Raw genomic sequence first — 16432 nt, forward strand, 5'->3', positions numbered from 1 at the left:
ATCACGAGATCAAACGAATAATTCAGAAGAGGTGGGAACATGAGTAAGTTCAAAAAGGCGGGTTTTGCGGTGCTGGCATTGCTATTGTTGGCAGTATCCGTAATGTCCGGCTGCTCTGACGGGTCTGCCAAGCCCGGAACGGCGGCACCTGCGGCAAACGATGCGGCAAAGGGGAAAAAGAAGCTCAAAATCGGGGTTTCCTTCGAGACGTTGCAAACTTCGTATTGGGTTGTAGGTTTTAATGCAATCAAGAAGGATATTCAAGACCGCGGTTACGATGTTGTTGAGGCGATTGCGGACGGCGATTCGAACCGTCAGCTGGAACAGGTGAAAAACTTTATAGCGCAGAAAGTGGATGGAATTATTATTGTCCCGAAAGACGAAAAAACGATTATTCCGATGATTAAGGCGGCTAATGATGCTAAGATTCCGATCGTATTATACAACCGGCCTCCAGCGAAAACCGATGCCGTTTCCACAACGGTTGTAGCGGACAACAAAAAAATAACGGCCGAAACGGTGCAATACATGGTGGATCAGGCAAGGAAACAAGGCGGCAAGTACAAAGCGATGATCTTAATTGGCGATTTGGGCGATCAGAACGGCATTGCGCGAAGAGACGGCTTCCTGGAGGTCGTTGAAAAAAATAAAGACATTATCGATGTTGTAGCCAAAGTGCCAACCGAATGGAACCAGGAGAAAGCGCTTGCCGGAGTGACCAACGCATTGCAAGCGAACCCGGATATCAATTTTGTCTTCAGTTCGACCGACTTCTTATTTCCGTCGCTGGTATCCGCACTGAAGGCGGCAAACAAATACAAGAAAATCGGTGAACCGGGGCATGTCATATTAGGCGGGTTTGATGGCGATGATACCGCCTACAAGATGCTGAAGGACAATTATTTGGATGCAGACGGCGTGCAGGACGTTTATTTTGAAAGCAAGTCTGCGGTACAAGCGGTAGTTGATATGCTGGACGGTAAAAAGGTTCAGGAGTTTATATATGATCCCGGCTTCGTTATTCATCAGGGGAATCTGAAAGAAAAAGAAGCGCAGATGTGGGGATCCAGCGTGAAATAGCAGGCAAGCATGATTCGCTCATGCAGCATTCACTTTTTCAGTGGCCACGAGAAAAGGGAGGGGAGCTTTCACCTCCCTTTTTCCGCGGCAACGGAACACACAATGTTTGAAATGGGGTATTAAAATGGCTGCTAAGTTAAGCCGATTGCGCAAAGCGCTGCTGTCGGAATATCTTGTGCTGTATTTATGCATCGTATATTTTGTAGGATTTATGTTCATTAATCCGATTTTTGCGACGGGAGACAATCTGTTTAATATTTTCACCAGCATGCTTCCTTTATTGGTCATTGCAGTCGGGCAAACGGTTGTGCTTATTACCGGAGGCATCGATTTATCTGTCACCTCGATTGTCGCCTTATGCAGTATCGTAGGCGGTTCTTTAATTACATCCGATGGAGGCGCGTTATCGGGAAGTCCGCTGGCTACCCCGCTGGCCATCATGATCACTATTTTGCTTGCAGCGGTGATCGGCTGGTTTAACGGATTTGCCGTGACGCAAATCAAGATGCCTCCTTTTATCGTAACTTTAACGCTTATGATGATTTTAAGCGGTATTGCCATTTGGTATACACGGTCTCTGCCCGTATATAATTTGCCTAAATCGTTCACCATGCTGGGCAAAGGCAGTTTTTATTCCATTCCTAATGCGGCATTCATCGTTGGCGGGGCGATGCTCGTGATTCATTTTATGCTCAGCAAAACTTTGTTTGGCAGCTGGATTTACGCCATTGGCCGCAATGCCAAAACATCGGAAATTTCAGGCATTCAAGTGAATAAAATGATCATCTTTGTGTATGTCTTAAGCGCGATTTGCGGCGCGATCGGCGCTATTCTGCTAACCGGCCGGTTGGAGACGGGATCTCCGGTTATGGCCAAAGGGATGTTTCTTGATGTGGTGGGCGCGGCCGTCATCGGCGGAACCAGCTTGTTCGGAGGCAAAGGGAAGGTGCTTTGGACGCTTTTTGGAGTGCTGTTTATTACCTTGATTGACAACAGCTTGAATTTGATGGGTTTTTCTTATTTTACGATTATGATGATTAAAGGAGCCATCATTTTGGGCGCAGCGCTGGTGGACTCATTGCGAGGAAAGTTATCTGCGGCGTGATCGTGACCTTATGGAGGTGGTGTAGAAATGGCGGCAATCCTTGAATATAAAGATGTTTGTAAAAGTTTTTTCGGTATCCCGGTACTTAAAAATGTAAACTTCTCCTTGGAGCAGGGAAAAGTTCTAGGCTTAGTCGGAGAGAACGGAGCCGGGAAGTCTACGCTGATGAATATTCTTGGCGGGGTGCTCCCTTATGATAAGGGTCAGGTACTGCTGGACAACCAGCTTTATGCTCCCCAAAATCCAATAGATGCTTATAAAGCCAAAATTGCGTTTATCCACCAAGAGCTGAATTTATTTTCAAATTTGACGATTGCCGAAAATATATTCATTTCCGAATTTCCCCAAAAACGGTTCATGGGGCTTCCGGTCATTGACCGGAAATGGATACGCCAAAGGTGCGAAGAAATACTGCAGATGATTCAACTGCCGGTATCCCCGGATACACCGGTGGAGAAGCTGTCCCAAGGGGAACGGCAGCTGGTCGAAATTGCCAAAGCGATCAGCCAGGAGGCGCGGATCATTATCTTCGACGAACCTACGACCTCGCTTACCGCAAGGGAAGCGGAGAAGTTGTTTGCCATGATCGAGACGCTGAAGCGGCAGGGGATTTCGATGATTTATATATCGCATATTTTGCAGGATATTTACCGTCTTTGCGATGAAATCGTTGTGTTACGCGATGGAGAGGTCGTCCGTCAAGACAGCAGCCGGGATATTCCGATGGACCAGATGATTACTGCGATGGTCGGCCGGCAAATGAATCAGCTCTACCCCCAGCGAAACAGCAAGACCGGGGATATGCTTCTCGAAGTTAAAGGGTTGTCCCAGGAAGGCATCGTGGAAAACATTCATCTGGGACTGCGCGCCGGTGAAGTGGTCGGGATATCCGGCTTAATGGGCTCGGGCCGGTCGGAGCTGGCTAGAATTTTGTTTGGTCTGGATCCTTACGGCGCTGGGGAAGTGCGATATAAAGGGAAACCGCTGAAAAAGCTGACGCCCCGATTATGCATTGAGATGGGGATGGCGTTCTTAACGGAAAACCGCCGCGAGGAGGGCCTGCTTATGGAAAACAGCATCGCCGACAACTTGTCTCTGGTGGCGCTGCCCAAATTCGCCGGCGGCATCTGGAAATTCATTCGCAAGACCCCCCTGTGGAAAAAAGTACAAACAACAGCCGGCATGATTCGTATTGCTTCTGTAAATCCCGAAATTCAGGAGGTTCGAACGTTAAGCGGCGGCAATCAGCAGAAAGTCGTCATCGGCAAATGGGTGATTAACGATCCTTCCGTATTTATACTGGATGAACCGACACGCGGTATAGACGTCGGGGCAAAATACGATGTGTACACGATTATAAACCAGCTTGCAGAGAAGGGCGCGGGAATATTGATGATATCTTCGGAGTTGGAGGAACTGATCGGGATGTGCGATCGAATACTTGTCATGAACAGCGGCGAAATTACCGCAAATGTGCAGCGTGAGCATTTCGACAGGGAAACGATCTTGAAATATGCATTAGGAGGAGCATCCGTATGAACAAAACAGTCTTCGAGAAAATTACGGAGGTGATCTATACTTACGCATCTGTCATTTTATTTGTTCTTGTGTTTGCCGTCTTTAGCATGTTATCCGATAAGTTTCTCGATTTGAAAAACATCATCAATATTCTCCAGCAATCCTCTTCGATAGGTATTGTCGCTATCGGCATGACGTTTGTGCTGCTTGTTGCCGGAATTGATTTGTCGGTAGGTTCCATCATGTTTATATGCGCGACGATTGCCGCCAAAATGCTGCAGCTCGGACTGCCGATATGGGCAAGCGTAATCATGATCTTGGCGGCCGGCTTGCTGGTCGGATGGGTCAACGGCTATGTGTCGTATAAATTCAAAATTATGGCGTTTATCGTCACCTTGGGTATGCTGTATATTTGCCGTGGCTTAGGGCTCATGATTACCAACACCCGGGAGATCAAATTGCCGGAAGCGTTTTTGAAAATTGGCTTTTCCTCGGTGGCCGGCATTCCTGTTCCGGTACTGCTGTTTGCGGTTGTCATCCTCATTTCTTATTTTGTGTTGAAATTTACGACTTTCGGCAGGCAGGTATATGCGGTTGGAAACGATCCCGACGGAGCGAAGAAGGCGGGTATTCCGGTGAGACGGATCCTGATCGGCGTATATGTCATCAGCGGTTTCGCTGCGGCGCTGGGAGGTCTTGTGGCGATTGCGCAGCTTGGCACCGTTGCGCCCAAATTCGGTGATCAACGGGAGTTTATCGCCGTAGCGGCTGCGGTGCTGGGAGGCACCAGCTTATTCGGGGGCCGGGGAAATATTTTTCCGGGTACGGTGCTGGGCACGATTCTGATTCTTATGATTGAGAATGGGCTGGTCATCATTAATGCAGATCCGTATATTTATCCGATTATTAGCGGGGGAGTTATTTTTCTCGCCGTCTTCATTGACAGTGTAAGAAATAAACAATTGGAGAAACTCGGAAAAAGAAAAATACGAACGGCACGGCAATCGTAAGCGGCGTTGGATTGCTGTTGCAGCATTCGAAAAAACGAAGGAGGCTTAAAATGGAGCGCAATTCATTCACATTAGCACGCATGAGATATGGAAACGATGAACCGCTGCCCGAGAAAACCGTACTGCACGCCGGCCCGCTCTCCGCGGTCTTTGAGGCGGGGATGCTGCGGGATATCCGTTTCGGCGGAATTGAAGTGGTGCGCGGGTTATATTCCGCTGTCCGGGACAGCAACTGGGGCACGATTGTCCCTGTGTTCACGGAGATGTCCATAAGCCGGCAGCCTGAAGTGTTTGAAGTGGCGTTTACTGCCGTACATCAGAGAGGCGATATTGATTTTGCATGGAAGGGACAAATCAAGGGGACAAGCGGCGGCCTGTTGGAATTTACGATGGACGGCGCAGCCGGGCGCCGGTTTTACAAAAATCGCATCGGATTTTGTATTTTGCACCCGATGGAATTGGCCGGAACTCCGACCGAAGTCAAGACGCCGGATGGCTGGATTACGGGTCATTTTCCGCAAGTCATCTCTCCACATCAGCCCTTCCCTCCTATGACCGGCATCCGGTATGCGGTGCAAGGCCGCGTTAAGGCGGAGCTGGCTTTTACGGGAGAATTATTCGAAATGGAGGATCAGCGCAATTGGACCGACGCTTCCTTCAAAACCTACTGCACTCCGCTCGCCTATCCTTATCCGGCAGAGGTGCGGCAGGGGGAGCGATTTTGTCAGAAAATAACGCTTCAAGCAAGCGCATTAACCAACTCTGAACGGCTCGAACGATCTGCGACAACCGGCCAAATACGGCTGATAGTGGATGAAGGGAGAAGACAAGCACTTCCTTCCATTGGCATGCTGCTGCCCAAACATGATCTTAAGCCGAAGGAAATGGAGCTTGTCCGGCGGCTCAACCCGGGTCATATGCGGGCCGAGCTGGATCTGACCACGGATTTGGAGTGGAGTGTAAGTTTGCAAGAAGCGTTGGATACGGCGCAGGGGCTTCAGCTGCAGTTGGAGCTGGATCTGATTGCGGACGGACATGGCGAGCGGCTTGCCGAATTGACGTCATACTTAGCGCTGAACAAGCGAGCGGAGCTGATTTCGCGTATGTTCCTGTACGAAAAGGATACCCACGTGAGCTCCGAGGCCTTGCTGCAGCTGCTGAGGCAACTGATGGTCACAGCGGGCATCGCTGTTGCTGTCGGAGGGGGAAGCCGCGCCTATTTCGCTCAGTTTAATCGGGCAATATTGCCCCTGAGCCACATGGATTGGGCTGCATACAGCATCAATCCACAGGTGCATGCTTTCGATCTGACTTCGCTTGTCGAAACGCTGGCCGCTCAGGCGGCTACTGTGAGCTCGGCCGCCGTCCTTACGGGGGGACTCCCCTTGTCCGTTGGCCCCGTCACGTTAAAGAAAAGGTTCAATCCCGATGCTGCCGGCACAACGGATGGGTTAAGCGAAGAGGAAAGATCGGATCCGAGGCAGCAATCGTTGTTTTGCGCGGCATGGACCTTGGGCAGTCTGAACAATTTGTCCGTCTCCGAAATCGTTCAGGCCATTACTTATTATGAAACATTTGGGGATCGCGGAGTGGCTGCCGATGCGGCGTGTATGTTTCCCGTGTTCCACATCTTGGCGGATATCGGTGATTTCCGTGGAGGCGAGCTGATGGCCGCAAGTTCGTCCGCTCCTCAAACGATAGAAGCGCTTGGTTTGCATAAGGATGGCAGAACAAGCTTGCTAATCGCCAACCTCACCGCTGAAACACAAGCTGTTACCGTGGAGTTTGCTGAAGCGAAGGGCAGAAATGTTCGCAAGCTGGATGAAGATACGTTCGAAGAGGCGATGTATGAATCTGAAACATACCGCAACGCGGTACATGAATCTTTCTGCGAGGCCGTAATCCGGCTTGCATTAAAGCCTTATGCGGTTGTGCGAATCGATCCAGCCGAGCAGCCATCGCGCTCTTGATGCCCGGTACAAGAAGTGAATTCATAGAGCAGGGACTTCAATGGAAGTCCCTGTTTGTCATTCCAAATTCATTTTCCGGAACTATGCGTAAAAAGTAACTCATCGCACCAGCCTGTCCGGCGATGTGTAAAATGGGTTAAAACGTATTAAAGCTGACGAACTCGCCCACCGGCTTGCGGTAGCCGCGAGGCCCCTGGCTCGAGACGTCTTCTTTGCCGATCGTAATGAGCAGGGCCGGAACATACGACTCGGGAATGTGCAGCACACGACGTACAGCTTCAGGATCAAAACCAATCATCGGGCAAGTATCCCAGCCCTTCTCTTTGGCGACCAGCATCATCAGCATTGCGGATAAGCTCGCATTGCGGATGGCTTCCTCACGCTGGAACACTTGGCCTCTGTTTTCGTAGAAGCTGAGCACGGAGTCGACCGTCATGTCGTATTCCTGTTTGCTCATGAAGCCCAAGTTCAGCAGTCCTTCATTGATCGTGCCTACGTCTTTATAAGCGTTCATGCTGCCGAGAACCACGATGGCCGCGGAAGCCAGCTTAACTTTGTACTGCTTATTGGCGGCTTCGTAGAGCGCATTGTTTTTCAGCTCGGCATCTTTAACGACCACATAATGCACATGCTGCAGATTGAAGGCGGAGGGGGCGAATTTGACAAGATTAAATATTTCTTGCAGATCTTCATCCGGTATTTCCACTCCGGGAATAAATTTATTGGGGGATCTGCGGGCTTTAATGAGTGCAGTCATTTCGGTTTCCGATTTCATGACGGGTTCCCTCCCATTTGTTGGATAATCTTAAAGTTTAATATCTTAATATTAAGATATTAAATTATGTTCGTTATGTCAAGGGTAATTTCTATATATTCCCGCTTTGCACCGTGTACCGGTCCGTGCAAACACAAAGTTTATTGACAATGACTACCGGTATGATAAGATGAAGACAAGTATAAAAAGGTCGGAGCTCTTATTCCATTATGTCACCAATAGAGGTGGCATTTTTAGTTTTGGCGACTGTGTATGGAAGGGCGTCGATGGATCTGTGCCGTCAATACAATGGTATGGGGTGATACAAAAATGGCTTATATGATTCCGGAAACGATTTCCCGTTTGGCTTCCGTCGGCGAACGTGTATTATTTCAAACGTTGAAGCAATATTTGCCCAGCGACTATATGGTTCTGTATAAGCCGGAGATTGACGGAAGACGGCCGGATTTTGTGATTGTTGGTCCCGATCTTGGAATTGTCGTGCTGGAAACAAACGATTACGAAAAGAATGCTTTGGTGCATGTCGATCAACACGAATGGCAAGTACATACTTCCAATGGTGTGTCAGTAGTAGAGAATCCGCTGAAGGAAGCCAAGCGAAGCGCACAGCATGTGGCGGAGCAAGTAAAAAAAGAGGATAAGCTCATTGTGCGCAGCGGCAAATGGGCCGGTCAATTGAAATTTGAAATTGGTTTTGGAGCGGTATTCACCCGCATGAAGACGGAAGCGTTCATACAGGGACGACTTTTCGAAGCGATTAATAAGGAACTTGTATTGTGCCGTGATGAGATGGATCCGGAAGAAGACGGTTTCTCCACCGATCGGCTGATTGAGAAATTACATAACATGTTTACGAGCTGGAATCATCGATGGTACATCCTGACCAACGAAGATATTCGCGCAATCCGCTACAGCTTTTATCCCGAATCCAGGCTCAGCATGACGTACAAGCCAGCTGCCTCATACCAAGACCAGTATTTGTTATCCCGGCACAATATGACGATGGACCTGCGCCAGGACAGCATTGCCCAGCATTTGGGAGACAAGCACCGCTTGATTCGCGGAGTGGCAGGCAGCGGGAAAACATGGGTGCTGGCCAGACGGACTAAAATTTTGGCTAAAGCGCACCCCGATTGGAACATCCTTGTGCTTTGTTACAGCATTCCGCTGGCTCGTAACTTGGAGCAACTGATTGAACGTATGATCGGCGAACCCGAGGATTTACTCGACCTGCTGGAAATGATCAATGCGAATGGGCTTAGAGCAGGAGATCAAGTGAAGATCCGCGGCTTTCACCAATGGCTGCAGAACGATTTGCAAACAAGAGAAGAGGCAATTCCCGCTTTGCTTGGCAAACTGGAAAAAAAGCAAGCGATTCTTCCGACTTACGACGCGATCCTTATTGACGAAGGGCAGGAATTCGAGCCCGAATGGCTCAAATTGCTCAGCTATGTGTTGAATCCGGCGACCCAGTCCCTGCTGATTGTGGAGGATCGGGCTCAATCGATTCAGAAGCGAAAAAACAGCCTGTTTCAAGACATTGGCCTCAACTTCCGCGGCCGTTCCAAAATATTGACGGTCAACTACCGCAACACGGCCCAAATTGTCCGGTTCGCCTGGGATTTCTATCAACGGCATTCGGTTCTTAAGCATAGTGTAGTTCAAGGCTCCACCAAAGGCGTGGAGATCATACCGCCCCAAAGCACAAGGCGCTCCGGTCCCGAGCCGATGATCAAACGTTTTGGCAGTTTGCATGAAGAGATTGCATATATTGCGGCGCAAATCCGATTCCTTCGGGATGAACGCGGCATTCCTTATTCGGACATGCTGATTTTGTATAGAGTCAAAGACCGCTACGACGTTTCCTATGTAGATGTCATCCGAAGAGGATTGAAAGCTGCAGGGCTGCCGTTCGGCTGGTTATCCGCCGAAGATGGCGAGACCCAGCTCACCGAGCCGACAGAAGACGGTATCCGGATATCAACGATAAACAATGTCAAAGGCCTTGATTTTCAGGCGGTGTTTATCGTCAATATGGAAAGTATGCCTTATCCGCTGGAAGAACTTGAGGAACGGGAAGTATCGCTGCTTTATATCGGCATGACCCGCGCGCTGGAATGGTTGTATCTTACTTACAGCGGGGAGTCGAAGTTTACTTTATATTTCGAGGAATTGGCCCGGAAAAGATCAAGCCCAATCGCTTCAGAGACACGAATGGGTTAATAAGCAGGGGTTACAAACGAGGAGCCGCTATGGCGGCTTCTCTTCTTTGTGGTTCGTTGCAATAAGACATATATCGACAACAACCGATTTTTGATATACTCGATGTATTACCTTTAAGCGAAAGAAGAGATCCGCCATGACCCCACGTCCGAACTTTCTGATGACGATGACTGTATTATTGATTTTATCCGGATGTGCCGCGGAAGTTACTAGAACGCAGCCCATGGTTGCCGTTGTCCCGCACGATGCCGATCCGCTCGGTGAAACAGAGTGGGGCATCATCGACCCGCAGCCGCAGCTCTCGGCAGCTGAACCATTAAAGAAGGATTCCAACCAGCCAGCGTTGGCCGTATCGCTGCAAAAAGATGCAGAAGCCATCGACGTCAAACGCAAGGTGATCTATTCCGGCTCACGCAGTGTAAAAAAAGTCGCGCTGACGTTTGACGACGGGCCCGATAAAGTATATACGCAGAAAATTTTGGACATTTTGCAGGAAAATAAGGTGAAGGCCACTTTTTTTGTGTTGGGAGCCCATGCTGAGAAATATCCGGAGATGGTGAAGCGAATGGCCAAGGAAGGCCATGTCGTGGGCAACCATTCCTGGGACCATGCCAATCTAACGAAGCTTTCCGGGGACGAATTGATTGACGAAGTCGAACGTGCGGACCGGACGATCGAAAAATTAACCGGGAGTTATCCCGCCTTATTCCGTGCCCCTTACGGGGAGGTATCGAAGGAGTTATTCGATGTGGTGGAAAAGACGCCGAACCGTTCCGTGATCGGCTGGTCGGTTGATACCCGCGATTGGGAGAAGGTCAGTGCCGACAAAATTCTCGCCACCGTCAAAAAGGAAACAAAACCGGGTGCGATCCTGCTTGAGCATTGTGCCGGCGGCAAAGGGGGCGATTTGTCGAATACCATTCAAGCGCTCCCGAAGATCATTGCGTATTTGAAGAGCGAAGGGTATTCGTTTGTGACGGTTCCCGAACTTCTGAATCCGACTTAATAATAATACATATTACTGATTTAACAACCTCAGCCTGCTATTGCTTCAGTTAGCAGGCTCATTTTATTGCTCTTCGATTCACCGCGTTAATATAGTGAATTACATTCTTTTGCGGCTTAGCGTATGCGCGGGAAGGTAATCCAGCTCAGCAGATTCAATCGCGACTTTTTACCCTTTTCTCGGACTTGACCGATAAATTCGCCAAGGAAATTTTCCCATTTTTGTCCAATTTCCTTCTTTATGCTGTCGTTTTCAAGCACCAGTTTTACGCTTTCGTCAATGGCCAATTCGATGTGAGATAAAGCATCCCGCAAATGAAGGTCAATATTTTGTTCCGTCATCGTCCAATCTCCTCATCCTGAGCATCGGCCAGCGCGATTTCTTTGTCCAGCTGCTTTTTCATTCTTTCGAACTGGGCTTCGGCCACGATGTCTTCGACTTCTTGGCGCGCTATTTGCACAAGAGCTCTGGCACGGTTCAACAAAAAAGAGCCTCCTTGCGTTCCGCCGGCGGCGGCTGGACGAAATGCGGACTTGGCGACGGGCAATAAAGCCGATGCCGCGACGGCAAGGGCAGCGCCAATAATGATTTTGTCTAGATTTTTTTGAATCATTGTTTTTGCCTCCTAAAGCTAAAATATAAGATGTGACTGCGGCATTTAAGCCGCAGTAATGGGGTTGTAGGTGTGTGTTGTTCCGATTGCGGGTTTTGCCTGCAGCAAAGCCAAAACGGACTTGGAAATGAGCGAAACGGACCCGGCGACACCAAGTATAGGGATCCAATAAGCCAAGGGCAGGGGAGCGGTATGGAAAAAGCCGGCCAACGGCGGAATGTACAAAGTCCCTAATAAAGCCAACCAGGAAATGCCAAGAGCGCCTAGCAAAAAGCGGTCCTTCGTCCAGTCGCGGAGTTTTTCCTCGGAGCCTTCCTGCCTCCACGAAAATGTTTGCAGCAGTTGTCCCGCAACCAACGTAGCAAAGGCGATGCTCCGTCCGACAGGAACCGGGAGGCCCATGACACGGCTCGCGGCAAACAAGCCAACCGATCCTAACCCTAATAGAACCCCTCTTGTGATCACCTTGCGGTACAAATCTTGATCCACAATGTCCGTCCGTTTTGTCAGCTTCGTTTTATTGCCCGGGTTTACGGCTAACACCATCGCCGGCAACGCATCGGTCAGTAGGTTCATCAACAAGATTTGAATCGGTACAAGGGGGATAGGCAGGCCGATTATTACGGCAGCGCTGGTGACGATGATCTCCGCCAAATTACCTGTCAACAAACAGCCAAGCGCTTTACGGATATTGCCGATAATCGTCCGGCCTTCTTTAACACCGTCGACAATCGTGCCAAAATGATCCTCCGTGAGCACCATGTCCGCAGCCTGCTTGGTTACTTCCGTTCCGGTTCGGCCCATTGCAATGCCTATATTGGCTTGTTTGATCGCAGGCGTATCGTTAATCCCGTCACCGGTCATGGCGACGATATGCCCCCGTTTTTGAAAAGCCGTAATAATGCGCAGCTTATGCTCGGGAGTGACCCGGGCAAAAATGGAAATTTGATCCGCCATTTGAACGAGCTCATCGTTGGTCAGCCGGTCGAGCTCATGTCCGGATATTACGTTTTGCATACCGTTATAGATTCCCAACTGCTTGGCGATGGCAATGGCTGTAATCGGGTGGTCGCCCGTGATCATCACCGGTTTTACTCCGAGGGCGACAGCTTCGCGAATATGATGCTCCAGCTCGGGTTTGGGAGGGTCCATCATGCCGGCCATGCCAACATAAATAAGCTCCCGTTCATCATCGATATCCTCTTCCTTGGCATTGCCGTCGACCGGCCGGTAGGCAAAAGCGAGCACTCGCAGCGCATCGGCCGAGAAGCTTTCATTTTGCCTTAAAATAAGCTGCTTTTGTTCCTCGGTCAGCGGCAAAATGTCGCCGTTTTTCTGATATCGGCTGCAGTGGCGTAAAATCGATTCCACCGCACCTTTGGAGAAGAGATAACACTCCTGATCCGATTGAAGATCTTTGCAAACGACGCTCATTTTTGCCGTATTGGAATCAAACGGGATTTCGAGTCCGCGGTGCCAATGGGACATATCTTTAAGCCACAGCCCGTTTTTGGCTGCAAGCGTCAGAAGTGCGCCTTCCGTCGGATCGCCTTTGATGATCCATTGATCCTCCTGCTGTTCGAGCTGGCTATTATTGCACAGCAAGCATATTTGCAGCATCCGGTTCAGATCGGGATCGTTTGCGGAATGCCGTTGATTCTCCTGCCCGACCGGCATGGCGGCGGAGGCAGCTACTTCGGGCACTCGCTCTTGCAAGGCCCCCGACGGCTCATAACCGTTGCCAGTCACATTCCAGCTGCGGGCTGTTGTGGACAGCGTTTTGACGGTCATTTCATTTTTGGTCAACGTGCCTGTTTTATCGGTACATATGACAGTCGTTCTGCCCAGTGTCTCCAAAGAAGAAAGCTTGCGGATCAACGCGTGTTTTTTGGCCATCCGGAAGATTCCGGCGCTTAAAGCGATCGTGATCGTAACCGGCAGTCCTTCGGGGATGGCGGAAGCCGTTAAGGTCAGAGCGGTCGAGACCATTTGCGGTACCGGGATGCCGCGAAGCAATCCGACTACGAAGATGATTCCACCGGCCGCCAATGCGCCTTTTACGAACTTTTTGCTGATGGAAGTTACTTTTTCCTGCAGCGGGGTGACATCTCTCTCCTGCTGTTTCAACAGAGACATGAGATGACCCATTTCGGTATTCATCCCCGTATGCACCACAATGCCTTTGCCTCTGCCGCCGCATACGTCGGTTCCCATAAAAAGCATATTGGTCCGTTCCGTCAGAGAACAATTCTCTGCCACAACGGATTCGTTTTTCTCGATCGGATGAGATTCCCCGGTCAGCGGCGCTTCATTGACACGCAAATTCCAGGAGCTGAGCAGCCGAATATCCGCCGGGATACGGTCTCCGGCTTCTAGGCAAACGATATCTCCCGGAACCAGCTCTTCGGCGCTTAACTCGAATTCCCGGTTGTCCCGCAGGACCTTGCACACGGGCGCTTGGAACTGATTCAGCGACTCCACGACTTTCTCCGCTTTCCGCTCCTGCATTGTTCCGATGGCGGCATTGGCGAGCAAAATGACTCCCATGGCGATACCGTCAAACAAACCACCGGTGAATAAAGCGAGAGCGGTTGTGCCCGTAAGGATCAGGGTTGTAAATTCCTTAAATTGTCCCAAATAAGACAGAAGCCACGGAGTTGTTTTTTTACCTTCCAACCGGTTAAGGCCGTATTGGTTTCGTACCGAAACGGCGCAATCGGACGCCAGGCCGGTCTGCATGTTGGAATGCAATGTGCCCATGACGTGTTCGGACGGCAGCGCATGCCAACGGTAAGCTTCGGATGTTACTGCAATTTCATGGTGCGCCAAGGGCTGCGGGAAAGACAAAACCTCGCTTTTTTTGGCCGCTCGGGACATAAACAGCAGAGTTAGGGCATCTCCAGCCAAATTGATGGCCGGGGCGCTTAACATTCCCAACGTAGCCAAAACGGACCCTATCATATTCCATTTTTTGGTTATTTTGGCGTGTTGATGCACCGTACGGTCCATTCCTTCGGCGAACAAGGCGGTTTCCCGAATACGGTTTAGTTCAACAACCGAAATCGACGGTAAGCCGGCTTCCTTATAAAACCGGTTGAGCGGATTCTCCTCGACAGCGGCGACAAATAACACATCTTCTCCGCTTTGATGAAGCGCAGCGGTCCGTTCAAGCACTTCGCCCGCTTCCAGCGATAACCAGCCGGTATCCAAATGATGCGAAGCCAGCTCGTCTTCGTTTATATTCAAGCTGTTATGTAATAACCCAAGCTGCCACCCTCGTTCGGCCAACGATGCGGCGGCAACGGTATATTCATTGACTAAGCTTTGCTGCTGCCTGGCGATAAAACCAAGGCATTCGCTTCTGCTGCCGGTATGTTTTCCAACAAAAAGCACGTCGTAGCCTTTTTTGGCAACCCGCTTGGCTTTAAGTTCGTATAGGTCACAGTCAATCCCATGCTCCTGCAAATATTTACAGCTGCCTATCACAATCCGCGAATCGTTTAATTTACCTTGAATGCCCTGCTGGTCTTCCGCCACGTGGAAGGCGGTGCGGATCGTCCGGCAAGTTTGTTTGGCTTTCTTGTACACTTCATCTTTCCATGGGTGATTGCTTTTCTCCATTAAAGAAGCGGCTAAGCATATGATTTTATCGGCATCTTGTTGTTTATCCGTAATGCATTCCATTTCTTCGATTTGCGGACGGTGAAAAAGCAGCGACGAATCTTCGATTAAAACTGTCTTGGTACGTGCAAGCCGGGATAAAGAACCTTTTTCCGGGATGACATACCGTTTCTCCTCGGACACGAGTTCGGCCTGATTCCATGCGTATTGGGCAGGCAAAGTCATCGGTCTGGGATTTGCAGCGAGCAGAACGGCGATTGCGCGCAGCGGATTCCGGGTAACGGCCCAAGTAACCCCGGCGGCAACGATCCCTAACTTGCCGGATATCTCGCTGTATCTTTGGATTTCCGGTGATAGATCAGCCGGCTCTTGACCAGTCAACACAGAGCTGCTCCGCTTCCAGTTGACATATTGCAGAAGGCTCAGCCCGGCAAGCACGACCAGATTTTCGCGTATTAACGCAAGAGCGAGAGAGCTTGCGCCCAAAACAAGGTCCGAGTTGATCTTTTTGTCAGCGGAAAAAGCCCGAATCCCCCGTTTCAGGAACGGGTAACCGGTAATTACGGAAACAAACGCGGATAAATAAAACGGCGCCGGGCTTCGGGCCAAAGCGGAACGTCCCATAAACAGCTGTTTCACACCGAGTAACGCTAAACCGCCCATCGATAACGCGAGTGGTATCGGAATTTTCTCCGCAGCCCATTTTCTACTGTCACTGATGATTGCCGGGGCCTGCACCGCCGGTATTTCCGATTCCGGGGCCATGTGAATGGCTGCCGCTATTTCTTTCCTGGTGTCGATCGATTCGGATGGATCCGGCTCGGCGCCGGCTCTTGGCGCGGAAGAAACGTCTATTTCCGGTACAGCGACGCCTTGACTTTCTATCGTATCGATTATTGCGAAAATGCATGGTGCCGCAACACGTTTTTCGTCGTATAACAGCAGCAATCTCCCTGTAATGACGCAGGGTTCGATTTTATAGATTCCTTCCAATGCTGACAATTTCTGAATTAGAAGCTCTGCAATATCATTGTTATGCTGCAGGCCGCAAATCTCCATACGTATTCTGCCTGGCAAGATTCGAAGGAATCTATCTTTGTGTCGCAAAACTGGCATTTTTCCAAATCTCCTTACCCCTGCTTTTAATAACAAAATGGTTTGGTTATTATTCACAAACGCAACTTAAATATGCATATTTTTACTTGTCCGTTCCGGGAATAAAAATTTCATATAATGGAATATTTTAATTACAACCTAGAGGAGGGAATCGTCAGATGAAATCGCCAATCGCTTTTCTTTTTGCCGCCGCCGCCGTCGTATTAGCCGTTTCTCCGGAAGCCAGAAAAGCCGCGCGCAGACTTGCCGTAAAAGGGACCGAACTGATTCTGGACGTCACGGACCAAGTGAAAGACGCCACGTCAGGTATCCCATCCGCTGCAGCGGATGATGAACAGGGCACGGAACGTCCGGCAGTCCCTTAAGGGCCGCTGGGAAATGCAGGATGGACGGTT

12 protein-coding genes are annotated in these 16432 nt (G+C 49.9%); 8 read left to right on the plus strand and 4 right to left on the minus strand.

Annotation, left to right across the window (positions count from 1 at the left end):
- The first annotated feature begins 39 nt into the window (after positions 1-39).
- The 5 genes from EYB31_RS19120 to EYB31_RS19140 all read left to right on the plus strand — a co-directional run bounded on the left by EYB31_RS19120 (position 40) and on the right by EYB31_RS19140 (position 6683).
- Positions 40-1080, plus strand: a complete 1041-nt coding sequence (locus tag EYB31_RS19120; protein WP_131015012.1) for a sugar ABC transporter substrate-binding protein — start codon at positions 40-42, stop codon at positions 1078-1080.
- Between the two features lie 124 nt (positions 1081-1204).
- Positions 1205-2185 (plus strand): ABC transporter permease, encoded by a 981-nt coding sequence (locus EYB31_RS19125; RefSeq protein ID WP_131015013.1) that lies wholly within the window; start codon positions 1205-1207, stop codon positions 2183-2185.
- 27 nt (positions 2186-2212) lie between these two features.
- Complete coding sequence (locus EYB31_RS19130) at positions 2213-3724, plus strand: sugar ABC transporter ATP-binding protein (protein ID WP_131015014.1); 1512 nt, start codon at positions 2213-2215, stop codon at positions 3722-3724.
- Positions 3721-4713: an ABC transporter permease gene (locus EYB31_RS19135; RefSeq protein WP_131015015.1), complete on the plus strand. Its 993-nt coding sequence runs from the start codon at positions 3721-3723 to the stop codon at positions 4711-4713. Before EYB31_RS19130 ends, EYB31_RS19135 begins: the two co-directional genes overlap by 4 nt.
- Before the next feature lie 80 nt (positions 4714-4793).
- The gene (locus tag EYB31_RS19140; RefSeq protein WP_165452490.1) at positions 4794-6683 is read left to right on the plus strand and encodes a D-apionate lactonase family protein; all 1890 of its coding nucleotides are present in this window, start codon (positions 4794-4796) and stop codon (positions 6681-6683) included.
- Positions 6684-6819: 136 nt separating this feature from the next.
- Here the strand turns inward: EYB31_RS19140 and EYB31_RS19145 are convergent, their stop codons facing one another.
- Positions 6820-7458 carry a nitroreductase family protein gene (locus EYB31_RS19145; RefSeq protein WP_131015017.1) on the minus strand — a complete coding sequence of 213 codons (639 nt, stop codon included), beginning with the start codon at positions 7456-7458 and terminating at the stop codon, positions 6820-6822.
- Positions 7459-7767: 309 nt separating this feature from the next.
- On the opposite strand from EYB31_RS19145, the gene EYB31_RS19150 reads away from it, so the two are divergent.
- Positions 7768-9681, plus strand: a complete 1914-nt coding sequence (locus EYB31_RS19150) for a DEAD/DEAH box helicase (protein ID WP_131015018.1) — start codon at positions 7768-7770, stop codon at positions 9679-9681.
- Positions 9682-9817: 136 nt separating this feature from the next.
- A complete protein-coding gene (locus tag EYB31_RS19155; protein WP_240762586.1) occupies positions 9818-10687 on the plus strand; it encodes a polysaccharide deacetylase family protein in 870 nt (289 codons plus the stop codon).
- Between the two features lie 116 nt (positions 10688-10803).
- On the opposite strand, the gene EYB31_RS19160 is transcribed toward EYB31_RS19155, so the two are convergent.
- From EYB31_RS19160 to EYB31_RS19170, 3 genes are read right to left on the minus strand one after another with little or no spacing between them, the layout of a single operon-like run.
- Positions 10804-11028, minus strand: coding sequence for a hypothetical protein (locus EYB31_RS19160; protein ID WP_131015019.1), 225 nt, complete (start codon positions 11026-11028; stop codon positions 10804-10806).
- Positions 11025-11300: a DUF5132 domain-containing protein gene (locus tag EYB31_RS19165; protein ID WP_131015020.1), complete on the minus strand. Its 276-nt coding sequence runs from the start codon at positions 11298-11300 to the stop codon at positions 11025-11027. The genes EYB31_RS19160 and EYB31_RS19165 overlap by 4 nt, the downstream gene beginning before the upstream one ends.
- A gap of 45 nt (positions 11301-11345) precedes the next feature.
- Complete coding sequence (locus EYB31_RS19170; protein WP_131015021.1) at positions 11346-16037, minus strand: cation-translocating P-type ATPase; 4692 nt, start codon at positions 16035-16037, stop codon at positions 11346-11348.
- A gap of 158 nt (positions 16038-16195) precedes the next feature.
- Here EYB31_RS19170 and EYB31_RS19175 point away from each other — a divergent pair, with 158 nt between their 5' ends.
- Positions 16196-16402: a hypothetical protein gene (locus tag EYB31_RS19175; protein WP_131015022.1), complete on the plus strand. Its 207-nt coding sequence runs from the start codon at positions 16196-16198 to the stop codon at positions 16400-16402.
- The last annotated feature ends 30 nt before the right edge of the window (positions 16403-16432 follow it).

The sequence above is a fragment of the Paenibacillus thalictri genome (assembly GCF_004307995.1).
Lineage (GTDB): Bacteria > Bacillota > Bacilli > Paenibacillales > NBRC-103111 > Paenibacillus_AF > Paenibacillus_AF thalictri.